Raw genomic sequence first — 22108 nt, forward strand, 5'->3', positions numbered from 1 at the left:
GCCCCGACGCAGTTAGTGCACAATCTGCAAGTCGCGAAGGTGTCGGTACAGAGTTGTCTTCTCTCGCGGCTTTCGAGACTCGACTCCATCGCGCACATATCGGAAGCCCAGGCCACCAACTTGAACTGCCCGACCCGTCATCGGACGGTGTAGCTCGCGGGCCGGGGCTTCTTTCGCTTTACGACGGCCACCGCGCCCCAATCCGAGTCGGCTCAGCAGGCCTTTGTTGCCTCCATCCTCGTTACCGATTTCCGCTTCCGGAGCCGGAACTTCGGCCGCAACGATGCCCGGGGCGTCGGGGGTAGGGCGAATCTGCAGGCCGGTGGATGTGCCGGAGAACATCTGATGCTCGTCGACATAGACCTCGCCAGTAAACCCGTTTGCCGAGGACACTCCGGTAATTCCCGGCTCTGTCAGTAGGGCGTAACCAACAATTGCGTGGCCGGTGTCATCGCGAATCAGCGGCACTGGCGTCGTCGGGCGTGTGAGCGCGGTCGCCGCATCGAGCCCTTCTCCTCCTTCGATGCCCCAGTTTTTGGCCGCGGTCGACGGTGCGGTGGGGACATGTGCCACTTCAATCCACAGGAGGTTCTTGCGCATCAGGTAGGTTGCCACGGTAGCCAGTGCCGCGTCGGTGCCAACGACCACAATTCGTAACGGCTCGCTCGGCTTTTGCGGAGCGGGTTGCGGAGCGCCTAAGTGGTCGACTTTCTTCTGCTTGGAGATTTCCTCCGGCGTCGGAGCTGTATCGACAGGCAGTACGTCCTTGGCCAGGTCGTCGATGAAAGCCAGCTCCTTGCGGGTGGGGATCATCGCGACGTCGTGAAGCGCATAGGCGGGTGGTGCCGGAGTAGCTGGTGCTGATGGTGTGGACGGTGCTGATGTAGACCATGATTGGCGGAGCAATTGGGGAAACGCGGGTACATCGGGGCCACACTGCAGCACAACAATACGCATAGGACTACACTCTAATGCGTCGTCTGCAATCCCAGGAGTTGAAGTAGGACTATGGCCGCAATCATTATCGTCGGTGCCCAGTGGGGCGACGAGGGCAAGGGCAAAGCAACCGATATTCTCGGTGGCCGCGTCGACTACGTCGTCAAGCCCAACGGTGGCAATAACGCCGGCCACACCGTTGTCGTCGGCGGTGAGAAGTACGAGCTGAAGCTGCTTCCGGCGGGTGTGCTGTCGGAAAACGCTGTGCCGATTATCGGTAACGGCTGTGTGGTCAACCTCGAGGCGCTTTTCGACGAGATTGATGGCCTCGAAGCTCGCGGTGCAAAAGCCTCCCGCCTGCGCGTTTCCGGCAATGCCCACATGGTTGCTCCGTACCACCAGACGCTGGACCGCGTGACCGAGCGCTTCCTGGGTAAGCGCGCTATCGGCACCACTGGCCGCGGTATCGGCCCGACGTATGCCGACAAGGTCGGCCGTACGGGCTTGCGTGTCCAGGACATTCTGGATGAGTCGATTCTGCGCCAGAAGATTGAGTCTTCGCTGGCTCAGAAGAACCAGATTCTGGTCAAGCTGTACAACCGCCGCGCTATCGACCCGGATGAAGTCTTTGATTACTTCATGGGCTTCGCCGATCGTCTGCGCCCGATGATTATCGACTCGGAGTTTGAGCTCAATCAGGCTTTGGATGCCGGCAAGCACGTCCTCATGGAGGGCGGCCAGGCCACCATGCTCGACGTCGACCACGGCACCTACCCGTTCGTGACCTCCTCGAACCCAACCGCTGGTGGTGCCTGCGTGGGCACCGGCATCGGCCCGACGAAGATCACTTCGGTGCTGGGCATCATGAAGGCCTACACCACCCGCGTCGGTGCTGGCCCGTTCCCGACGGAGCTGTTCGACAAGTGGGGCGAGTACCTGCAGACCACCGGCGGTGAGGTCGGAGTCAACACCGGCCGTAAGCGCCGCTGTGGTTGGTACGACTCGGTGCTGGCTCGCTACGCCGCGCGCGTCAACGGTTTCACGGATCTGTTCATCACCAAGCTGGATGTCCTGACTGGTATCGGCGAGATTCCGATTTGTGTCGCTTACGACGTTGATGGCGTGCGTCACGACGAAATGCCACTCACCCAGTCGGAGTTCCACCACGCTGTCCCGATTTACGAGACCATGCCTGCATGGGACGAAGACATCACTGGCTGCCGCACCTTCGATGAGCTGCCGGACAAGGCCAAGGATTACCTGAACCGCCTGGAGGAGCTCTCCGGCGCTCGCATTTCCTACATCGGTGTTGGCCCGGGTCGTGACCAGACCATCGTTGTCCACGATGTGCTGGACAACTAGCGCTGGGCAACTAGCGCTGGGTACTTAGCCTGGGGGGCAGTGGCGAACTAGCCGGAAAATAGTCCGGCTTTCGACCCGGCTTTATCGAACTGTTAGATAAAAAATCTTCGGTGTCGAAACTGCTGGCTGCTGTAAAAAAGAACATTTGCTAACCACGAGAAGGCTCTGGGAATTGTCAGTTGACACTGGCATCCCAGAGTCATTTTTGTATCGTAGGCCTCACCGCGTGGTCCAACGACAGAAGTCCAAACGACAGAAGGCGTGTGGTTTTCATGCAAAACACAGGACACCGAGTACAACGACTGGCAAGTTCCGCCGTACTTTCCGGCGCGATGGTTTTCTCCGCAGTAGGTGGAGCCGTTGCAGCTCCCGCGGCTCAGGCGGAACCGGCCCCAGTGCCGGCACCGGCTCCGGCGAAGGCAGATAGCTGTACCCCGAACCCGGCAGCACCTGAAATCCAGGAGGCCCTGGATAAGGTCAACAGGGAGCGTCCGAACAACCATGATGGGTGGAAGTACACTGGCACCTCCAACTTCAGCCCGTGTAGCGATTTGAGCTTTGCTCTCGCAGATCAGGCCAAGCAGGGCAACGCTCAGTCCTCCACTGTGCTGTTGATGTTCCACAAGGGTGAGTTCATTGGTACGGACTCTGACCGGCCTCAGCACATCAACAAGGTGACGCCGACCCCTGATGGTAAGAACATCTCGGTCATCTACCACGACTGGGAGGCCCAGGAGGCCGCAGGTGCGCCGAACGCTGATGCGGCCAAGTTCACCTCTAATGTTCACTTCTTCTGGAACGGCGATCACGTCGTTCACGAGGGGAAGATTCCCGGCGGCGCGAAGCCCGCTTCCTAACGGCTCCCGAGAACTCTCGAGAGCTTTCGAGAATTCTTGGGCACTCGCGGGGACTCTTGATTTTTTCCAAGTAAACTCAATTCAGAGTCGGACATGAGAAAGTAATGCTCCGCCGTCGCTAAGTGTTTGAGAAAACTTGAGAGAACAGAAGAGGTTCCAGCCATGAGTGGTCGTTCAGTTCGTCGCGGGTCGATGCTGGTTAGCGCGGCGGTCGCAGGTGTAGTGGCTTTGTCCGGTTGCTCCACTGATGAGACTGCAGCACCGACCTCTGCTCCTCAGGTAGATGAAGAAACGACCACCATCACTACGACCACCACTGTCGAGGATGACAGTGAAAGTGCAGATACCCCCAATCCGGATGTCGATGATAACGACACCGATGGGGGTTCTTCTGCGCCAACCCAGGAAGAGGCTTTCGAAGAAGCGGTTGCCGACCTGAACTCAATGGAAGGTGGCAATGGCAGCGGTTGGACAGTCACGGACGATACGAACTGGGATACCACCAGCGAGTTGACCTTTGCCTCAGCAGTACAGAATGAAATTACGCATTCAACTACCGCTGGTGCAGTGCTGCTGTTTCATAAGGGCGAGTACGTGGGGACCGCCGGTGGTCCGCAGACAATCAACTCGGTCGAGGGTGATGGCAAAACTGTGACCGTCAATTTCTTCGATGTCAATAAAATGATCGAAGACGGCGGTGCCTTCGCCTTTAAAGACCAGTACAACGCTCCCGTTACGTACTCCTGGGATGGGGCAGAGGTTGCTCAAGAAGGCGAGATTCCAAAGGCAGAGGGGAATTAAACGCTCACCCCGCACTCTCTCCAGATGCGAGTGCTGTCAGGCCGTTTTAAAGTAGTGGCGCACCACACAGTTTTCACCCAGATTTCTGTGTTCCGTAAACCTCCGACGGTAGTTTGTCGACACTGTGTTGTCGGTACTATGCCGTCGCTATGAAGTCGCTAACACTACGCCCAAAGAGGAAAAATCACCGGCCATGTCTTCTCGCAACTCATCTGACTCCATGTTTGACGAACGGACCAAGCAGAGCGAGCAGCCTCAGAATTCACGCGTCCACGGCACGCGCCGCGCAATCGCGGCCATCGCTATGGGCGCGTTTGCTATTTCTCCTATTGCAGCCTGCAGCAATGATGCAGACAACGACGCGGCGTCGTCGTCAAGCAGTGCAAGCGCGGTTAGCACTACGTCGAGCGAAGAGAAGACCTTTGAAAAGCAGCAGGTCGCTGAGCTGAATGCGGCCGCGAATGTGCGGCCGGCTGCGATGGCTAAGCTGCCGGAGGGTTTTGATCTGCAGTCACACCGTGGTGGTCGCGGTGAGTGGACGGAGGAGTCCAAGCAGGCGATGATCAACTCGTTGGAGCTGGGCGTTACGACGTTGGAGCTGGACATCGTCCTGACGAAGGATGGCGTGCCTATGGTCTGGCACGATCCGGAAATCCAAGACGACAAGTGCTCGGACACCGAGCCAGTGACGGAGGGGGACCCGCAGTACCCGTACGTCGGCAAGCTCGTACATGATCTCACCTATGAGCAGGTACAAACCCTGGTCTGTGACAAGAAGCTCGAGGACTTCCCGGATGCGGAGCCAATCAAGGGCAATAGGATGATGACCCTGCCGGAGCTGTTCGAGCTGACTAAGGATAACCAGGACATCCACTTCAACATTGAGACCAAGATCGAGGGCGAAAAGCGCGCTGACTCGGCAGAACCGCAGGAGTTCGTCGATGTGATTCTCGACGAGATTGACCGCGCGGGTGTGGCTGATCGTGTGATGATTCAATCCTTCGATTGGCGCTCGTTGCCGCTGGTCGCGGAACGGAACCCGGAGATTCCGCTGGTCATGCTGTGGGATGAAACCACCTGGAAGAAGGATTCTCCTTGGATCGGCGATGTCAATTACGACGAGGTTGATGGCGACATCATCGAGGCCGCCAAGCAGCTTGGAGTGCAGGTGCTCTCACCGACGCACAGCATTCCTTACGGCAAGACACCGTCGGATGCTGACTACCAACCGGTCGCCACGCCGGAGCTGATTTCCCGCGCACACGAGGCCGGCATGAAGGTGGTGCCGTGGACGGTGAACGAAAAGGAGACCATGCGCGAGCAGATTGCCGCTGGTGTCGATGGCATCATCACCGACTACCCGACGCGACTGCGCGAGGTCTTGGCCGAGCTGAATATGCCGCTGCCGGAGTCCGCTCCGGTGGGTGATGCAGCGATGTCGACGAACTAGTAAACCCGGCCAGCACCAGCGGAAACTCGTCTGTATCCCTGTTTTGCCCGTGTTTAGCTCTGCGGGCTGAGCGTGTTTCGTGTCACACTTGACCTTATGACGCGTTTGAAAGTGCTTGCCGACGTTGACACGGGTATCGATGACAGTCTTGCTCTCGTCTACCTCGCGGGGTTGCATACCGCAGGTGAGATTGAGCTGGTGGGTGTGACCTGCGCAGGTGGTAACACCACTGCGGCATGGTCCGCTCGCAACACCAAGTACATGTTGAATCTCTGTGGTTGTCCGGAGGTCCCGGTTGTCAGCGGTTTCGAGGGGCCCGCTGACCGTGAGCTGACCACCACGCCTGAGACTCATGGCCCGTACGGGCTGGGCTACAACCTGGCTCCACCGGCCGTCATCTACGAACCGGGGCGCGCAGGAGCGGCGGATCCGCTGGCGCTGTGGCGCCAGGTCATCGAGCAGGCGCGGTCGACGGGGGAGAAGGTGCACCTGCTGGTCACTGGCCCTATGACCACCTACGTGGCCGCTTTGAAGAAGTACCCAGAACTCATGCGGGAGCTCGACGGCGTGACCATTATGGGCGGTGCTGTGGAGTACCACGGTAACGTCACCGAGTTTGCGGAATGGAACTTCTGGGTTGACCCCACCGCGGTCACCGAGGTCTTCGGCACCGCGGGCGCTGTGGGCGTCGAGCGCCCGGAGGATGCCGTGCGCAGCATCGCCACCGCCGCAGGCGCGCCGGTGCCGACGCTGGTTCCGCTCAATGTCACTGAGACCATCACTATCAGCGATGTCGAAATTGAGTCCTGGCGAGATGCCGGTATGAACCCGGAGCTATTGCGTGTTCTGCGCCGCTCGCTGAAGTTCTACTTTGAGTTCCACCAGGGAGTTGGAGTCGGTTACAAGGCACAGGTTCATGACCTCTTTGCCGCGATGGTGGCCGTCGGTGCGGTGACCGGGGAAGTGGAGAAGATGCGTCTCGTGGGCGTCGATAAGCGAACCTTTGCAGATGAGCCTGCGCGGCGCGGACAGGTGGTGGAAGATCCTGCCGGCGCAGAGGCGAACGTGGTTCTGGCTGCGGACCGCGAGGCGGCGTTGGCTGAGTTCGTACGGGTGTTCCCGCGCTAGGTTCCCCGCCCGTGCCCGCCGCGGTGAATCCGCTCGCTGTCGTATGCTGGAGACAATCAATTTCACAGCTGCTGGTTGTGCAGCGTACGTGCCGTAGACGAAAGCGAGTTTATCTCGATGTTCACCCCTGAAGTCACCGGAACCCCGTACCAGCCGGAAGCAACGCGAGTTCTGCTGCTCGGCTCTGGCGAGCTCGGCAAGGAGGTGACCATTGCTTTCCAACGTCTTGGCGTTGAGGTGCACGCTGCCGATCGCTACGAGCATGCACCGGCACACCAGGTCGCTCACCACGCCTACGTCTTGAATATGTCGGATTCCAGTGCACTGCGGGATCTGATTCTCCAGGTCAAGCCCCACTTCATCGTCCCCGAGATCGAGGCCCTGGCAACCGAGGTGCTGGAAGAGGTTGAGGAAGACGAGACGCTGGACGTCACCGTTATTCCAACCGCACGGGCGACTCAGCTGACCATGAACCGAGAGGGTATTCGCCGCCTGGCCGCGGAAGAGGTTGGGCTGCCGACTTCCCGCTATCACTTCGCCTCCAGCTTTGATGAATTCACCGCAGCTGTCGATGAGATTGGCTTCCCGTGTGTGGTCAAGCCGGTCATGAGTTCCTCGGGCAAGGGGCAGTCCACGCTGCGTTCGCCGGAGGATGTCCAGGCCGCGTGGGATTATGCCATGAGTGGCGGCCGCGTCGAGTCCGGCCGCGTCATTGTGGAGGGCTTCGTCGATTTCGACTACGAGATCACGCTGCTGACCGTGCGCTCCGTTGATCCGGAGACCGGCGAGGGGGCAACGTGGTTCTGTGAGCCCATTGGGCACCGTCAGCAGGACGGCGACTACGTTGAGTCATGGCAGCCGGCTGCCATGAGTGAAAACGCCCTGGACAATGCGCGCTCTGTCGCCGCGCGCATCACCAACGCGCTGGGCGGTCGCGGTATCTTCGGCGTCGAGCTGTTTGTCCGCGGCGATGAGGTGTGGTTCTCCGAGGTCAGCCCGCGTCCGCACGACACCGGCATGGTCACCATGGGCACCCAGCGTTTCTCTGAGTTCGAGCTGCACGCGCGTGCAGTGTTGGGTCTGCCTATCGACGTCACGCTGGTGTCCCCGGGAGCCTCCGCTGTCGTCTACGGCGGTGCTGACATCGAGCAGCCGGGCTACACCGGCCTGGCTGAGGCCATGGCTATTCCGGAGACAGACATTCGTATCTTTGGTAAGCCGTTTGCCGGTCCGCGTCGCCGCATGGGTGTTGCTGTTTCGACCGCAGATTCTGTCGACGCTGCTCGTGAGCGTGCATCGGAGGCGGCATCAAAGATTAAGGTCGTCGAACTGGGGTAGTTCGACGACCTAGTGTGCGCTGCTGGTGTTGCTTGGGAAAGGAACGCTGCAGCGCACTTTTTTGTGCGCCTCCGGCAGCGCGTGAGCTATTTGGACTTCTGTACCGGTGGCTCGGCCGACCAGGGGAAGACGATCCAGTCATCGGTGTGCTTCCAGGCGTAGTCCGGTGCAATCTCCGAGCGGGACTTGCCGTAGAGCACAGCGGAACGGACTTCAGCGCCGTGCTTCTTGAGTAGGTCGAGCACCAGATGCAGCGTGCGACCGGAGTCAGCCACATCGTCGACGACCAGCAGGCGGCGGTTGGAAATCGATTCGATGTCCAGCAGCGGCTCCAGCAGAACCGGATCCGGCAGGGTCTCCGCCACGTCGGTGTAGAACTCGACGTTGATGGCGTCAGAGAGCTTGACGCCCATGGTGTAGCTGAGTGCGCCTGCTGGCAGCAGGCCACCGCGGGCCACGGCGATAATAATCTCCGGGTCGAAGTCCGAGTCGACAATCTGCTGTGCCAGTTCACGGGAGGCGACGCCGAAGCCTTCCCAGGTCAGAACTTCCTTGACGTCCAGGTTGGATGAGTCTGCATGATAAGCCATGTATTAACTCTAATCCGAAAATCGACTGACGTGCATAATCAACTGTCCGGTTAGACCCGATGCGCTAGCTCGCGACGGTCTCCACAACAGCTTCGTGCACAGCTTCGGCCACGTCATCGGCATCTGGCTGCTTTGCGACGACCGTGGAGGCCGTAACCATGTCAGCCCACTCGACCAGCTTCTTGCGCTCGCGGCCTTCGGCTTCGCCCGCGGCACGCTCGGCGGCGTCGAGTGCGTGCCAGCCCTCCCAGGTGGTGACCTGGAGGCCCTTGTCGGCCAGGAACTCGTCGACGTCGTTATGCGTGGGCTTTGCAGGTGCGGCCAGGCGACCTGCCTCCCAGTCGGCGATGAGGTTGCCGACAGCTTCGTTGGCATCGCCCTTGGTGTTACCGATTAGGCCGACCGGGCCACGGCGAATCCAGCCGGTGGTGTACAGGCCCTGGATGTGGTTGCCGTCGATGTCGTCAAGCACGCGGCCGCCGGCATCTGGGATGGTGTGCGTGCCGGTGTCGAACGGTACGCCGGTGACTGCGTCGGAGCGGTAGCCGACTGCGCGGTAGACCGCACCGACCGGCCATTCGGTGAACTTGCCGGTGCCGCGGACGCCACCCTCGCCGTCGAGTTCGGTGCGTTCGGTGCGGATAGCGCTGACGTGCTGTACCCCATCTTCACCGGTCTCGCCGATGATTTCGACCGGGGACTCGAAGAAGTGGATGAAGAGCTTGTGCGGGGCGCCCTTTGGCTCGCGGATGGCGTAGTTTTCCAGAATCGTACAGACCTGATCGGTGATCTTGGACTCGCGACGGGACGTTTCGGAGGCGGCATCGTACTGGATGTCCTCCGGATTCACGACAACCTCAATGGTGTCAGAGTGGTCCAGTTCCTTCAGCTCCAGTGGAGTGAACTTTGCCTGAGCCGGACCGCGACGGCCAAAGACATGGACTTCGCGGGCGGCATTCTTTGCCAGGCCGTCGTAGACGTTGTCGGCGATTTCGGTGACGTGCAGCTCATCGGCAGTCTTGGCGAGAATACGGGCGACGTCGAGACCCACGTTACCGACGCCGATCACAGCGACCGACTCAGCAGAGAGGTCCCATTCGCGAGCAAACTCCGGGTGGGAGTCGTAGAAACCTACGAACTCACCGGCGCCGTAGTGCTCCGGCAGATCCGAGCCCGGGATGTTCAGATCACGGTCGCCGGTCGCGCCAGTGGCGAAGATGATGGCGTCGTAGAACTGGCGCAGTTCATCAACGCTGACCTGCTTGCCGACGTCCACGTTGCCCAGTAGTCGAACCTGCGGCTTGTCCAGCACTCGGTGGAGGGACTTAATGATGCCCTTGATGCGCGGGTGGTCTGGCGCAACACCGTAGCGGATGAGGCCGAACGGCACTGGAAGGCGCTCGTAGAGGTCGATGGCGACATCGCGGCCGGACTTCATCAGCGCGTCGGAGGCGTAGATACCGGCCGGACCCGAGCCAACCACGGCTACACGCAGTGGCGTGGTGGAGTTGGCGAGATCGGGCAGTGAGGAAGCGGCCGTGTTCTGGGCTGCAGTCTGGTCGTTGGTCATTGGGTGGAATCCTTTTTCTACGTTTTCTTTGTCGCGATTGCTTATCGTAGACCAACCGGTCTATGCTTGCTGAAACAGAATATAGACAAACTGGTCTACAAAAAGCAAACACAAAACACCGCAAGAATCACTGCTTTGGCTTGAGAGGGTTTTGCTGCGCATCGCTTCTGCTGAATGAGCTCTGAAAGGGGCTCGTCGTGCGAGCATCGTGGCAACGGCAGGCTCTGGTTGGGTAAGCGGGGAAGGGCTTGTCATGGAAAAACTCATAGTCTTCGTGCTAATCGGCCTTGGCGCGCAATTAGTCGACGGCACTCTGGGGATGGCTTTCGGTGTCACCGCTACTTCGCTGTTTATTGTCGCTGGTAGTAGTGCTGCCACTGCGTCGGCGGTGGTTCACGTAGCAGAGGTGGGTACGACACTGGCCTCCGGTATTTCACACTGGCGATTCGGCAATGTCGACTGGCGACGCGCGCTGAGTCTTGGCGTGCCGGGTGCTATCGGTGCCTTTATTGGTGCGACCTTTTTGGCGAATCTCGACGGTGATGCCGCGACGCCTGTGACCTCGACAATCTTGCTTTTCCTCGGTCTGTGGGTGATTATCCGCTTCGCCTTCCTGGCTAATGTTAAGCGCAAGAAAAAGACCTGGGGAGCGAAGAAGCTCGCTCCGCTGGGGCTCTTTGGTGGTCTGCTCGATTCCACTGGTGGCGGCGGTTGGGGGCCTGTCACGACCTCTACGTTGCTCGGCGCTGAAGCTGATCAGCCGCGGAAGATTATCGGCACTGTCTCTGCGGCGGAATTTCTTGTCGCTTCAGCTGCTGTGCTGGGCTTTTTGCCCAAGCTGCGGGAGGAATTCACTCAGCATGCCGCACCGGTAATTGGTTTGCTGTGCGGCGGTGTAATTGCCGCGCCTTTGGCTGCGTACCTGGTGGGGCGCATTAATCCGCGCCTGCTTGGAATTGTGATCGGCGGCGTGTTGGTGGGGCTGAATATTCGCACTCTGTTCTCGCCGCTGGTTTCCGGCGGTGTGCTGGCGACAGTGCTGCTCGTGTGGGCTTTTGCTGTCGTGGTGCTGGTGCTGTGGGCGCGTTCGCACGACACACTTCCGGGTCTGCGTCAGCGTGTGCAGCTCGAGCCGGCTTCTCGGTCTTCCTCGGCTGATGTGTCTAGTTCTGGATCTCCATCACCGGCTTCGGTTGATGTCGGGGCTGGGGATACTTCTGGAGGCGTCAAAGTGGGCGCAGAAAACGGTGTCCACATGGGCGAAGCGGGGGTTCGCTAAGTATCCGAGCATGCCCCGGCTTGCACTAGCCAGACTGGTCGGTCTAATGTTGCCTGCAATGCAACGTAGACCAAACGGTCTATAAAGATTAGAAACTAATTCGGTCAACGAGAACAAAACGAAAGTGATTCGGTAGATTCCCCATGAGCTCTCCTACGAAAACCGCCGAGCGTCCGGCTTCCGCAGCGGCTACCCGACGTAAGAAGCGTGCACCGAAGCCACAGGGACAGTGGCTTATCGACGGCCGCGAGCCACTTAACGACGACGAGCGCATCAAGAAAGAAGATGCTGGCTTTGCCGTTAAGCAGCGTGTTATCGACATCTACTCCAAGCAGGGGTTTGACTCTATCCCTGCGGAAGACCTAGCTCCGCGCTTTAAGTGGATTGGCCTCTACACCCAGCGCAAGCAGGGGCTTAGCGGTGAGCACACCGGTGTGAAGACTAACGCCGAGTTGCAGGACAAGTACTTTATGCTCCGCGTTCGTCTCGATGGTGGCCAGACCACCACCGAGGGTATTCGCACCATCGGCGAGATTTCCCGCGACTTCGCTCGTGACACCGCGGACTTCTCCGACCGTCAGAACGTCCAGCTGCACTGGATCCGCGTCGAGGACATGCCGGAGATTTGGGACCGCCTTGAGCAGGTTGGTCTCGACACCAACTTTGGCTGCGGCGACGTTCCCCGCGTTATCCTAGGCAGTCCGGTTGCCGGCGTTGCTGCCGATGAAATCGTCGACGGCACCAATGCTATTCGCCGCATCAAGGACGAGTACCTCTCCGGCGACGAGTTCTCCAACCTACCGCGCAAGTTTAAGTCCGCAGTTTCCGGTTCCCCGCGTCTCGATGTCACCCACGAGGTCCAGGACGTCGCCTTTGTCGGTGTCAATCACCCAGAGCACGGCCCCGGTTTCGACGTTTGGGTCGGTGGCGGTCTCTCCACCAACCCAATGCTCGCGCAGCGTCTCGGCGCCTGGATCCCAGAGGACGAGGTTCCCGAGGTATGGGCGGGCGTGTGCCGCATCTTCCGTGATTACGGCTACCGTCGCCTGCGCAATCGCGCGCGTCTGAAGTTCCTCGTTGCCGAGTGGGGTGCGGAGAAGTTCCGCCAGGTACTCGAAGACGACTACCTCAACCGCAAGCTTATCGACGGCCCCGCGCCCGAGCCTTTCGAGGGCGACCGTGACCACATCGGCGTGCACAAGCAGGCCGACGGTCTCAACTACGTCGGTGTGAAGCCCGCTGTTGGCCGTGTTCCGGGCTCTGACCTGGTCAAGGTCGCCGACATCGCCGAGCGCCACGGTGTTTCCCGCGTCCGTACCACTGTCATGAAGGAGCTCATTCTCCTCGACGTCGCCGACGACCAGGTCGACTCCCTGCTCGCTGAGCTCGACGAAATTGGCCTGTCTGCCAAGCCTTCCGCATTCCGGCGGGGCATCCTGGCCTGCACCGGCCTGGAGTTCTGCAAACTCGCACTTGTCACCACCCGCCAGCGCGCAATCGATCTGGTGGGCGACTTGGAGGAACGTCTCGGCGACCTCGATGTCCCAATCACCATTGCGCTCAACGGCTGCCCGAATGCCTGTGCCCGCACACAGATTGCCGATATTGGACTCAAGGGTCAGATTGTCACCGACGATGAGGGCAACCGTGTCGAGGGTTTCCAGGTTCACCTCGGTGGTTCGCTGGGGCTCGATGCCAACTTCGGCCGCAAGGTTCGCGGACACAAGGTCACCTCGGCAGAACTGGGTGACTACATCGAGCGCGTCGTCAATCATTTCAAGGAGCAGCGCCACGAGGGTGAACAGTTCCGCGAGTGGATTGTCCGCGCTGATGAGGAGGACCTGAAGTGAGTGAATCTCCCAACGAGGTTCGGTCGCAGGGGCCGTCGGCAAGCGAAAAAGACGAGGTGCCAGCGCGACTGGGGATCGGTGGCCGAAGTGCACACCCCAATCCGAACCGGGGCGCGGTGATGCATTGCCCTTACTGCGGCGGTGATGATCTGTGGCCCGATGTGGAAACCGATTACGCCTGGCAATGCCGCGAATGTTGCCGGGTATTCACAGTGAAACTGCATGGTCATATTGATAGGAAGGTGGCGTCATGAGCACGGGACTGAAAACCGCTGAAGTCATTAAGACTCAGGAGGCGCTCGCGCGTCAGGATGTGCTGGACAATCCGGAGACCGCTCGTCGTCTGATCGAGCTCGCGCTGGAGTGGGGCTCCAAGCTGGAGACTGCCACTGCCGGGGAAGTACTGGAATGGGGTGCGGAGCACCTGCACACGCCACTGGCTGTGACCCTGTCGATGCAGGACACGGTATTGGCGGAACTGGCTGCTCGGCACGCGCCGGAAGCCGACCTGGTTTTCCTGGATACGGGTTACCACTTCCCGGAGACCCTTGATGTGGCGGAGCAGGTTGCACAGCGCTACGACAACCGACTGCTGTCGATTGAGCCGAAGCGCACCCGCGCCGAGCAAGACGCCGAAGAGGGCGTCGACCTGTACAAGACCGACCCGACGCGATGCTGCGCACTGCGGAAGGTCGAGCCGCTGTCAGCTGTGAAGCGCCCCTACGAGGGCTGGGTCACAGGTCTGAAGCGCGTCGACGCGCCGACCCGCGCACACACGCCGGTACTGGAAATCGATAAGACCGGTCGCATCAAGCTCAACCCGCTGGCCACCTGGACGGATGAGGACGTTGCCCAGTACATCGAGGACAACGACCTCATTGTGCATCCGCTGACACAACAGGGGTTCCCGTCGATTGGGTGCGCGACATGCACTGCGCGAGTGGCAGAGGGTGCGGATCCGCGCTCGGGCCGCTGGGCGGGCAGCGAGAAGACAGAGTGCGGATTGCATCTCTAGTTTGAGTGGCTGGCGGCTAGACGATACCGACAGCCACTAGTCACTAGCCAATTGCTGCTCATGGCTAGCTGCGACCTGCAGCTTATACAGACAGTTTTTTTTAAAACAGCCGAAAGGCTAACACAGCTAACACAGCCACAACAGAAAGAACCCCATGACAAGCTCAACCACCGTTTCCGTACAAAACCGCCTCGACCCGCGGCTTGCCGAGCTGGAAGCCGAGGCCATCGACATTATTCGCCAGACCGCTGGTCAGTTCGACCGTCCGGCACTACTTTTCTCCGGCGGAAAGGATTCCGTCGTCGTGCTCGAGCTGGCCAAGCGCGCCTTCGCACCGGCGGGTATCCCGCTGGAGCTGCTCCACGTCGACACCGGCCACAACTTCCCCGAAGTTATTGAATTCCGCGACAAGATTGCCGCTCAGCCGGGCATCAAGCTGCACGTAGCCAAGGTCCAAGACTGGATCGACAGCGGCGTGCTCACCGAGCGTGCCGACGGCACCCGCAACCCCTTGCAGACAGTGCCGCTGGTGGAGACCATTGCCAACCGTGGTTACGATGCCGTTCTCGGTGGCGCCCGCCGCGATGAGGAGAAGGCCCGCGCAAAGGAGCGCGTGTTCTCCGTCCGCGACTCCTTCGGCGGTTGGGATCCACGCCGTCAGCGCCCTGAGCTGTGGGGGCTCTACAACGGTCGCCACGCCGCCGGAGAGAACGTCCGCGTTTTCCCGATCTCGAACTGGACCGAGGCCGACGTCTGGGCCTACATCGAAGCCCGTGACATCGAACTGCCGCCCATCTACTTCTCCCATGAGCGTGAGGTGTTCAACCGCGGCGGTATGTGGCTGGCACCGGGCGAGTGGGGTGGACCCCGCGACGGCGAGACCCTCGAGGTTCGCACTGTCCGCTACCGCACTGTCGGTGACATGAGCTGCACCGGCGCTGTCGAATCGACTGCCACCACTATTGCCGAGGTCATGGAGGAACTTCGCACATCCAAGCTCACCGAGCGCGGCGCTACCCGCGCAGATGACAAGTTGTCCGAATCCTCCATGGAAGACCGCAAGAAGGAAGGTTACTTCTGATGAGCCAGCCAAATTCCCCAGCTACCCTGATTACCGCTGACCGCGCCACTCGCGCTCGTCGCACTCTTCGCCTGTGCACCGCTGGCTCCGTCGACGACGGTAAGTCCACCTTCGTCGGTCGCCTGCTGCACGACACGAAGAACATCCTCGCTGACCAGTACGAGGCCGTCGTCGCCTCCTCACAGGCGCGCGGTCAGGAAAACCCTGACCTGTCGCTGCTGGTCGACGGTCTGCGGGCCGAGCGCGAGCAGGGCATCACCATCGACGTCGCCTACCGCTACTTCGCCACCGACGTCCGCTCGTTCATCCTCGCCGACTGCCCTGGTCACGAGCAGTACACCCGAAACACCATCACTGGTATGTCCACCGCCGAGGCCGTCGTTTTGCTTATCGACGCGCGCAACGGCGTCGTGACGCAGACCAAGCGTCACGCAACGGTGGCCGGTCTGCTGGGCGTTCGCCACGTAATCTTTGCTGTCAACAAGATTGACTTGCTGGACTACAGCGAAGAGGCCTTCCGCAAGATTGAGTCGGATGTGGCAGCACTAGCAGAGCGCCTGGGTCTGCAGAACACCTTCGTTGTTCCAGTGTCGGCTCTGGTCGGCGACAACATTGTCGATTCTTCTGAGCACACTCCGTGGTACGAGGGTCCGACCGTGCTGGAGCTGCTGGAAAACCTCAACATCGGTGCCGACCTGGAAACCGATGCCGAGGCTGACCTGCGCCTGCCCATCGACTATGTCATTCGCGATCACGCCACTGAATACCGTGGTTACGCCGGCCGTATCGCCGCAGGTAGCGTGCGTGTGGGCGATGTTGTCTCCGTAGACGCCAACCGTCAGGCTACGGTCACGAAGATCACCGTGGCAGCTGAGGATGTCACTGAGGCCGTGGCCGGCCAGTCGGTGGCCATCAGCCTGGATGCCGAGTTCGACCTAGCCCGTGGCGACCTCATCAGTGGCACGCGCCCGGAAGACGTGCGCCGTTTCTCCGCCGTGGCCGTCCACCTTGCAGACAAGCCGTTGGCAGTCGGTCGCGTCGTAGAGGTGCGCTATGGTGCCGCGCTGGTGCGTGGTCGTATCGCTTCCGTCGATGCGCTCATCGATATCGAAACCGGTGAGCCCACCGGTGTGGCTGATCAGCTTGCAGTCAACGACGTCGCTGAGATCACCGTCGAGGTCGCACAGCCGCTGCCGGTCGATGCCTACCGCGTCGGTGGCCGTGTCGGTGCATTCCTGCTCATCGAGCCGGGCACCGGTGACACCCTCACCGCAGGCCTCGTGCGTGGCGCTGCCCAGTAGAGCCGCCAGGTAGAGAAACCAGAAAGTACAGCTAGCGAGCCTGAGGAGACCATCGATGACCGCACTGATTCTGCTTGCGCACGGTTCTCGGCACTCAGAGACCAAACCGGTGCTCGAAGACGTGGTCGCGCTCGTGCGCGAGAAGATGCCGCTCACCCGCCTGGATGCGCCCTCTCAGATTCGCCTCGCCTGGCTGGACCTCGACAAGCCCTCGCTGGATGCCGTATGTGCCGAGCTCGCCGCTGCCGGCGAGACTCAGGCACTGGCCGTACCACTGCTGTTCACCGATGCGTTCCACTCTCGAGTCGACGTTCCCGAGCAGGTCCGACTCTGCGATCGGCATGGTGTTGACATCACAGTGGCTGAAGGACTCGGGCTTGGCGACGGCACGAAGCGCGCCGTCGTAAAGCGAATCATCGAAGCGGCGGAGAATGCATCTTTTTCCTGGCCGGTCGATGCGCTGGTGATGGGGGTCGGCTCCTCCGATGAGGATGCCAATGCGGCGGTGCACCAGTTTGCGGCAAATCTTGGCGGGATGCTGCCGGGACATGTGAGCGCGGCATTCGTGGTCGGTCCTGAGAAAATCAAGGGAGCCGATGCTGTGGCCGCGGCGCAGGAGCGCGCGGCCAAGCGCGGACGCGGACTCGTAGTGGTGCCGCTGTTTACCGCGCCGGGCCTACTGTGGGATCGAGTCATCGATGCGGGCGCTGCCGACGGTGCTGGTCAGGTGGCTTTTGGTGAGCCATTGGCCGAGCTGTTGGCGCCGATTGTGTGCTGCCGCTGGGACTCGCGCGCCGCGTACACGGACGTGAAGGTAGTGGCGTAGCCGACGCTTTTTATCCGTCCTAGTTACTCGCCGTTACTCGCCCTTGGAGTGGGTGACCATCTCATCCCACTCGACGTACTTCTTGCGTTCGCGGCCCTCGGCCTCGCCAGCGGCGCGTTCCGCAGCATCGAGCTTGTGCCAACCTTCCCAGTCCAGGTAGTCGATACCCTTGGACTCCAGCAGCTCGTTGACAGCGGACAACTCCGGCTTCGACGGGTTGAATTTCTTGCCCTCTGCGGCATCGGCCAGCAGATTGGCCACGGCCTCGTTGGCATCGCCCTTGGTATTACCAATCAGGCCGACCGGTCCGCGGCGAACCCAACCGGTGGTGTAGAGGCCAGTGATGGCCTCGGCTGCTTCATCCTCGGTGTTGTCGGATTCGATGACTCGACCACCGACGTTGGAAATGACATTCTTCACGTTGTCGAACGGGATACCCGGCAGCGCATCAGAGCGGTAGCCCACGGCGGAGTAGACAGCGCCGACCTTCCAGTCGGTGGTCTCTCCGGTCGGCCGCAGCCCGCCAGCACCGTCGTATTCCATGCGCTGAGTGCGCAAGCCTGTCACATGCTGCTGGCCGTCGGTACCCTCCTCGCTGAGGATTTCCACTGGCGACTCGAAGAAGTGAATGTAGAGCTTGTGCGGTGCGTTCTTCGGCTCACGGATGGCGTAGTTCTCCAGGATGGTGCAGACCTGGTCGGTGATCTTGGAGTTGCGACGCATAATCTCGGATGCGGAGTCGTAATCAATATCGCGCGGATCGACAACGACCTCGACGTTCGGTGAGTAGTCGAGCTCCTTGAGCTCCAGCGGGGTGAACTTGGCCTGTGCCGGGCCGCGGCGGCCGAAGACGTGGACTTCCTTGGCCTTATTTGTCTTCAGAACCTCGTAGACATTGTCCGGGATTTCTGTGACGTGCAGTTCCTCACCGGTCTTCGCCAGGATTCGGGAGACATCCAGCGCGACGTTGCCGACTCCGACGACGGCCACGGACTCCGCCGAGAGATCCCAGGTGCGCTCAAAGAGTGGATTGCCGTCGTAGAAGCCCACGAATTCACCAGCACCAAAGTGCTCCGGCAGATCCGCACCCGGCGTTGGCAGCGCGCGGTCGCCGACGGCACCGGTGGCGAAGATGACGGCGTCGTAATGCTCCTTTAATTCGTCGAGCGTGATGTCCTTGCCGAACTCAACGTTGGAAAACAGGCGCAGCTCCGGCTTTTCCATCACACGGTGTAAGGCCATAATGATGCCCTTGATACGTGGGTGGTCGGGGGCGACGCCGTAGCGGATTAGACCAAATGGAGCCGGCATCTTTTCAAACAGATCGACTTCCACGTCAGTACTGGATTTCATCAGTGCATCGGAAGCATAAACACCGGCCGGGCCAGAGCCAATTACGGCAACGCGGAGCGGGCGATTCATGAAGCGTGTCCTTCTTTCTCTAATGCTTTACGACGGCCACGAGACCGCGGCGTAAGTAGCTGCCAGCGGTGACCTCGTGGGGAAAGGAGTTATTGGTGAGCTATCGGTTTATTCGACATTCCCAATGGTAGCGCCCCCAATCGTAGCGATAACTTACGAAAAATCGAGAGGCGAGCATCACATCATCGGTGAGATGCTTTTGAAGGCGTACAAAACTAAATGTGACCTTAGTCACGTCCAATGTGGGAATTTGGGATAGTTCACTAGAAAAACCGCATAAAAGGCGCGATTGTGCGGGAAAATTGTTGGAATCTGTGGGGAAAAGTGTGGCTACCAGGGGTAACCAAAGAGGTTTGAGTCCGTCGTGAGATGTAAGGTGACTCACAATAAGATGAAAATAATGATTTGGGACTCAGCGGGATTGGAAGCTCAGCATGATCTTGAGCCTCCGGCAGTCCAATGGCTCGAGCCAAGTCAACGTTCAAATAAGTCAACGATTAAGCGCAGTGCGAGAAAGGAACGTCGGTGAGCGATAAGAACGCCCAAGCGTCCACCAACAACTCCGCAGTCCTGATTACTTCAGTGGACCGCGCAGACGATCTACAGGATGTCATTACGGCATTGTCTGAGGCACTGGGTGGGGCACGTTGCCTCCACACTGTCGGTGGGGCTCACGGCGCCACTGTGGATCAGGTTGTTGTGGATCCGGAATCCGCGCTTGACACCATCGTCAGTGCTGTTGAGGACGACCGCGCTGCTAACGAGGGGGCGGCTGTTCTGACCGGCTCCGGCAACCTCGATTTTGACTTCCGCATCGCCACCGTCGCCGGTGCCGGTGTCATCGTTGTCGCTGGTGGCGAGGGCTGTCACACAGAGGCCGCAAAGGCTCGCGTTCGTTTGGCGCTCAGCAGTGCAGCTCAGCGTCACAGCGAGGTACTCGCTGTTGTTCTCACAGGGGAGGAAGCAGTCGAGGCTGCTAAGACTCTCGATCTCGACGTTCCCGTTGTTGCCGTTGACGATGCTGAGGGGCTTCGCAAGGTCGTAAGCCGCGAGGTCACCGCAGTGATGACTCCACAGCGTTTCCAGTGGTGGCTGTTGCAGCGCGCCAAGACTGATAAGCGCCACATTGTGCTGCCAGAGGGGGATGATGACCGCATTCTTGAGGCCGCTGATTACCTCCTGCGCGAGGACATCTGTGAGCTTACTATCCTCGGTGACCCGGATGCTATGAAGGCGCGCGCCGCCGAACTTGGTTTTGACATCGACGCCGCCCATCTCTGGAACCCACAGACCTCCGAATATGTTGAGCAGTTCGCGGAACAGTTCGCAGAGATGCGCAAGGCCAAGGGGGTCACGCTGGAGCAGGCCCGTGAGACGATGCAGGACATCTCCTACTTTGCGACGATGATGATTCACAACGGGCTTGTCGACGGCATGGTGTCCGGTGCAGCCCACACAACTGCGCACACCATTCGTCCGTCCTTGCAAATCATTAAGACCAAGCCGTCGGCTTCCACGGTGTCGTCGCTGTTCCTCATGGTTATGGACAACTCGCTGTGGGGTTTTGCGGACTGTGCGGTGCTGCCGAAGCCGGCTCCGGAACAGCTGGGTGAAATCGCGGTGGTATCCGCCGAGACTGCAGCTTCCTTCGGTATCGACGCCCGCGTCGCCATGCTGAGCTACTCCACTGGAGCATCCGGCACAGGTGAGGATGTTGACCGTGTGAAGGCGGGTCTGGCCAAGGCCAAGGAGCTGGCCCCGGACCTCGCTGTCGATGGTCCGCTGCAGTTCGATGCCGCTATTGACCCGTCTGTGGCTGCGAAGAAGATGCCGGATTCCTCCGTTGCGGGTAAGGCAACTGTTTTCGTGTTCCCGGATCTGGACGCCGGTAACATCGGTTACAAGATTGCCCAGCGCTGTGGTGGTGCATTGGCAATCGGCCCGATTCTGCAGGGCTTGAACAAGCCGGTCAACGACCTCTCTCGTGGCGCCACGGTGCCGGACATCATCAACACGGTTGCAATTACCGCTATTCAGGCTGGAGGAAACTAATTATTATGTCCCGTCACGTACTTGTTTTGAACTCCGGTTCCTCCTCTATCAAGTTTCAGCTGGTAGATCCAGAGAAGGACTCAACGCAGCCGCCGTATGTCTCCGGTCTGGTGGAGCGCATTGGTGAAGAAGACGGCATTATTAATCTGAAGTTCTCCGGACAGAAGATTGAAATCACTGAGCCTATCGCTGACCATGCCAGTGGCCTTGACCGCGCGTTCGAGCTGATGGATGAGCACGGTGTTGGTCCGGAGTCGGTGGATATTGCCGCCGTCGGTCACCGCGTCGTTCACGGTGGTCGCCTGTTCTCTGGACCGGAGCTGATTACCGACGAGATCGTGGGCATGATCCGCGACCTTATTCCGCTGGCGCCGCTGCACAACCCGGCCAATATTGTAGGCATCGAAGAGTCTCGCAAGCTGCTTCCCGACGTGCCGCACGTCGCCGTCTTCGACACTGGTTTCTTCCACACCATGCCGCCAGCTGCTGCTCTGTACCCGCTAAATGCAGAGGTCGCATCGAAGTTTGATATCCGTCGTTACGGCTTCCACGGCACCTCGCATGAGTTTGTTTCCAAGCAGGTGCCGGACCTTCTGAATAAGCCGGCAGAGGAAATCAACCAGATTACGCTGCACCTGGGTAACGGTGCGTCGTGTGCGGCTATCCGAGGTGGCCAGGCAGTGGATACCTCGATGGGGCTGACTCCGCTGGCTGGTCTGATGATGGGCACTCGTACCGGTGACATTGACCCGGGCGTCATCTTCCACCTCTACCGCAACGGCATGAGCATCGATGAGATCGACAATCTGTGCAACCGCCAGTCTGGTTTGAAGGGTGTCTCTGGTGTCAATGACTTCCGAGTCCTGCAGGAGCGCATGGATGACCACGACCCGGATGCTTGGGCTGCATACCAGATGTATGTTCACCAGCTGCGCCGCTACATCGGCTCGTACATGCTGATTCTCGGTCGTCTCGATGCCATCACCTTCACCGCCGGTGTCGGTGAGAACCACGTCGGTATCCGCCGTGATTCGATGGCTGAGCTTGAGAACTTCGGTATCAAAATTGATGACGAGCTCAACTCCCAGCCGAATGACGGCCCACGTCTGATTTCGGCGGATGACTCGAAGGTCAAGGTCTTCGTGGTACCGACCAATGAGGAACTGGCCATTGCCCGCTACGCAATGAGCTTCGTGGACTAGTTCTTTGGACCGGAACCCTGACGAGTAGGCAGGGTTGCGGTAACCCGT

The 22108-nt window shown here is 60.0% G+C and carries 18 protein-coding genes; 14 read left to right on the forward strand and 4 right to left on the reverse strand.

Annotation, left to right across the window (positions count from 1 at the left end):
- Nucleotides 1–12: 12 nt before the first annotated feature.
- The gene (locus CHU70_RS02695; protein ID WP_224784293.1) at nt 13–957 is read right to left on the reverse strand and encodes a hypothetical protein; all 945 of its coding nucleotides are present in this window, start codon (nt 955–957) and stop codon (nt 13–15) included.
- A gap of 51 nt (nt 958–1008) precedes the next feature.
- Between CHU70_RS02695 and CHU70_RS02700 the strand changes: the two genes are divergently transcribed.
- The 6 genes from CHU70_RS02700 to purT all read left to right on the forward strand — a co-directional run bounded on the left by CHU70_RS02700 (nt 1009) and on the right by purT (nt 7872).
- Nucleotides 1009–2298 carry an adenylosuccinate synthase gene (locus CHU70_RS02700; protein ID WP_016421542.1) on the forward strand — a complete coding sequence of 430 codons (1290 nt, stop codon included), beginning with the start codon at nt 1009–1011 and terminating at the stop codon, nt 2296–2298.
- A gap of 272 nt (nt 2299–2570) precedes the next feature.
- On the forward strand, nt 2571–3155 hold the full coding sequence (locus CHU70_RS02705; protein ID WP_016421541.1) for an LppP/LprE family lipoprotein: 585 nt from the start codon (nt 2571–2573) through the stop codon (nt 3153–3155).
- A 162-nt stretch (nt 3156–3317) separates the two neighbouring features.
- On the forward strand, nt 3318–3956 hold the full coding sequence (locus CHU70_RS02710) for an LppP/LprE family lipoprotein (RefSeq protein ID WP_147719447.1): 639 nt from the start codon (nt 3318–3320) through the stop codon (nt 3954–3956).
- A gap of 193 nt (nt 3957–4149) precedes the next feature.
- Nucleotides 4150–5406, forward strand: a complete 1257-nt coding sequence (locus CHU70_RS02715; protein ID WP_147719448.1) for a glycerophosphodiester phosphodiesterase family protein — start codon at nt 4150–4152, stop codon at nt 5404–5406.
- A gap of 96 nt (nt 5407–5502) precedes the next feature.
- Nucleotides 5503–6534, forward strand: a complete 1032-nt coding sequence (locus tag CHU70_RS02720; protein WP_147719449.1) for a nucleoside hydrolase — start codon at nt 5503–5505, stop codon at nt 6532–6534.
- A 117-nt stretch (nt 6535–6651) separates the two neighbouring features.
- Nucleotides 6652–7872: a formate-dependent phosphoribosylglycinamide formyltransferase gene (purT, locus tag CHU70_RS02725; RefSeq protein WP_147719450.1), complete on the forward strand. Its 1221-nt coding sequence runs from the start codon at nt 6652–6654 to the stop codon at nt 7870–7872.
- An 86-nt stretch (nt 7873–7958) separates the two neighbouring features.
- Here the strand turns inward: purT and CHU70_RS02730 are convergent, their stop codons facing one another.
- Entirely contained in the window at nt 7959–8462 is a 504-nt protein-coding gene (locus tag CHU70_RS02730) for a phosphoribosyltransferase (RefSeq protein WP_147719451.1), read from the reverse strand.
- Between the two features lie 64 nt (nt 8463–8526).
- Nucleotides 8527–10032 carry an FAD-dependent oxidoreductase gene (locus CHU70_RS02735; protein WP_069358961.1) on the reverse strand — a complete coding sequence of 502 codons (1506 nt, stop codon included), beginning with the start codon at nt 10030–10032 and terminating at the stop codon, nt 8527–8529.
- A 253-nt stretch (nt 10033–10285) separates the two neighbouring features.
- On the opposite strand from CHU70_RS02735, the gene CHU70_RS02740 reads away from it, so the two are divergent.
- The 6 genes from CHU70_RS02740 to CHU70_RS02770 all read left to right on the forward strand — a co-directional run bounded on the left by CHU70_RS02740 (nt 10286) and on the right by CHU70_RS02770 (nt 17384).
- Nucleotides 10286–11311: a sulfite exporter TauE/SafE family protein gene (locus CHU70_RS02740; protein WP_147719452.1), complete on the forward strand. Its 1026-nt coding sequence runs from the start codon at nt 10286–10288 to the stop codon at nt 11309–11311.
- Between the two features lie 143 nt (nt 11312–11454).
- Complete coding sequence (locus CHU70_RS02745) at nt 11455–13161, forward strand: nitrite/sulfite reductase (RefSeq protein ID WP_147719453.1); 1707 nt, start codon at nt 11455–11457, stop codon at nt 13159–13161.
- Between the two features lie 250 nt (nt 13162–13411).
- Nucleotides 13412–14176: a phosphoadenylyl-sulfate reductase gene (locus tag CHU70_RS02755; RefSeq protein WP_049193776.1), complete on the forward strand. Its 765-nt coding sequence runs from the start codon at nt 13412–13414 to the stop codon at nt 14174–14176.
- Nucleotides 14177–14330: 154 nt separating this feature from the next.
- On the forward strand, nt 14331–15257 hold the full coding sequence (gene cysD, locus CHU70_RS02760; RefSeq protein WP_070429385.1) for a sulfate adenylyltransferase subunit CysD: 927 nt from the start codon (nt 14331–14333) through the stop codon (nt 15255–15257).
- Nucleotides 15257–16558 carry a sulfate adenylyltransferase subunit 1 gene (locus CHU70_RS02765; protein WP_048734531.1) on the forward strand — a complete coding sequence of 434 codons (1302 nt, stop codon included), beginning with the start codon at nt 15257–15259 and terminating at the stop codon, nt 16556–16558. Before cysD ends, CHU70_RS02765 begins: the two co-directional genes overlap by 1 nt.
- 55 nt (nt 16559–16613) lie before the next feature.
- Nucleotides 16614–17384, forward strand: coding sequence for a sirohydrochlorin chelatase (locus CHU70_RS02770; RefSeq protein ID WP_147719454.1), 771 nt, complete (start codon nt 16614–16616; stop codon nt 17382–17384).
- A gap of 33 nt (nt 17385–17417) precedes the next feature.
- On the opposite strand, the gene CHU70_RS02775 is transcribed toward CHU70_RS02770, so the two are convergent.
- Nucleotides 17418–18806 carry an FAD-dependent oxidoreductase gene (locus tag CHU70_RS02775; RefSeq protein ID WP_147739748.1) on the reverse strand — a complete coding sequence of 463 codons (1389 nt, stop codon included), beginning with the start codon at nt 18804–18806 and terminating at the stop codon, nt 17418–17420.
- A gap of 726 nt (nt 18807–19532) precedes the next feature.
- Between CHU70_RS02775 and pta the strand changes: the two genes are divergently transcribed.
- Nucleotides 19533–20858 carry a phosphate acetyltransferase gene (gene pta, locus CHU70_RS02780; RefSeq protein WP_224783755.1) on the forward strand — a complete coding sequence of 442 codons (1326 nt, stop codon included), beginning with the start codon at nt 19533–19535 and terminating at the stop codon, nt 20856–20858.
- Nucleotides 20859–20863: 5 nt separating this feature from the next.
- Nucleotides 20864–22060 carry an acetate kinase gene (locus tag CHU70_RS02785; protein ID WP_049193781.1) on the forward strand — a complete coding sequence of 399 codons (1197 nt, stop codon included), beginning with the start codon at nt 20864–20866 and terminating at the stop codon, nt 22058–22060.
- The last annotated feature ends 48 nt before the right edge of the window (nt 22061–22108 follow it).

Origin of the sequence: Corynebacterium sp. LK10, from assembly GCF_008042455.1 — a bacterium.
Classification (GTDB): domain Bacteria; phylum Actinomycetota; class Actinomycetes; order Mycobacteriales; family Mycobacteriaceae; genus Corynebacterium; species Corynebacterium jeikeium_D.

Bases quoted from the DNA above. Each gene is read 5' to 3' on its own strand.
- CHU70_RS02745 (WP_147719453.1), top strand. From the start codon at position 11,455: ATGAGCTCTCCTACGAAAACCGCCGAGCGTCCGGCTTCCGCAGCGGCT.
- CHU70_RS02730 (WP_147719451.1), bottom strand. From the start codon at position 8,462: ATGGCTTATCATGCAGACTCATCCAACCTGGACGTCAAGGAAGTTCTG.
- CHU70_RS02770 (WP_147719454.1), top strand. From the start codon at position 16,614: ATGACCGCACTGATTCTGCTTGCGCACGGTTCTCGGCACTCAGAGACC.
- CHU70_RS02710 (WP_147719447.1), top strand. From the start codon at position 3,318: ATGAGTGGTCGTTCAGTTCGTCGCGGGTCGATGCTGGTTAGCGCGGCG.
- CHU70_RS02740 (WP_147719452.1), top strand. From the start codon at position 10,286: ATGGAAAAACTCATAGTCTTCGTGCTAATCGGCCTTGGCGCGCAATTA.
- CHU70_RS02765 (WP_048734531.1), top strand. From the start codon at position 15,257: ATGAGCCAGCCAAATTCCCCAGCTACCCTGATTACCGCTGACCGCGCC.
- CHU70_RS02705 (WP_016421541.1), top strand. From the start codon at position 2,571: ATGCAAAACACAGGACACCGAGTACAACGACTGGCAAGTTCCGCCGTA.
- CHU70_RS02755 (WP_049193776.1), top strand. From the start codon at position 13,412: ATGAGCACGGGACTGAAAACCGCTGAAGTCATTAAGACTCAGGAGGCG.
- cysD (WP_070429385.1), top strand. From the start codon at position 14,331: ATGACAAGCTCAACCACCGTTTCCGTACAAAACCGCCTCGACCCGCGG.
- CHU70_RS02695 (WP_224784293.1), bottom strand. From the start codon at position 957: ATGCGTATTGTTGTGCTGCAGTGTGGCCCCGATGTACCCGCGTTTCCC.
- CHU70_RS02700 (WP_016421542.1), top strand. From the start codon at position 1,009: ATGGCCGCAATCATTATCGTCGGTGCCCAGTGGGGCGACGAGGGCAAG.
- CHU70_RS02785 (WP_049193781.1), top strand. From the start codon at position 20,864: ATGTCCCGTCACGTACTTGTTTTGAACTCCGGTTCCTCCTCTATCAAG.
- CHU70_RS02775 (WP_147739748.1), bottom strand. From the start codon at position 18,806: ATGAATCGCCCGCTCCGCGTTGCCGTAATTGGCTCTGGCCCGGCCGGT.
- CHU70_RS02715 (WP_147719448.1), top strand. From the start codon at position 4,150: ATGTCTTCTCGCAACTCATCTGACTCCATGTTTGACGAACGGACCAAG.
- purT (WP_147719450.1), top strand. From the start codon at position 6,652: ATGTTCACCCCTGAAGTCACCGGAACCCCGTACCAGCCGGAAGCAACG.
- CHU70_RS02735 (WP_069358961.1), bottom strand. From the start codon at position 10,032: ATGACCAACGACCAGACTGCAGCCCAGAACACGGCCGCTTCCTCACTG.
- CHU70_RS02720 (WP_147719449.1), top strand. From the start codon at position 5,503: ATGACGCGTTTGAAAGTGCTTGCCGACGTTGACACGGGTATCGATGAC.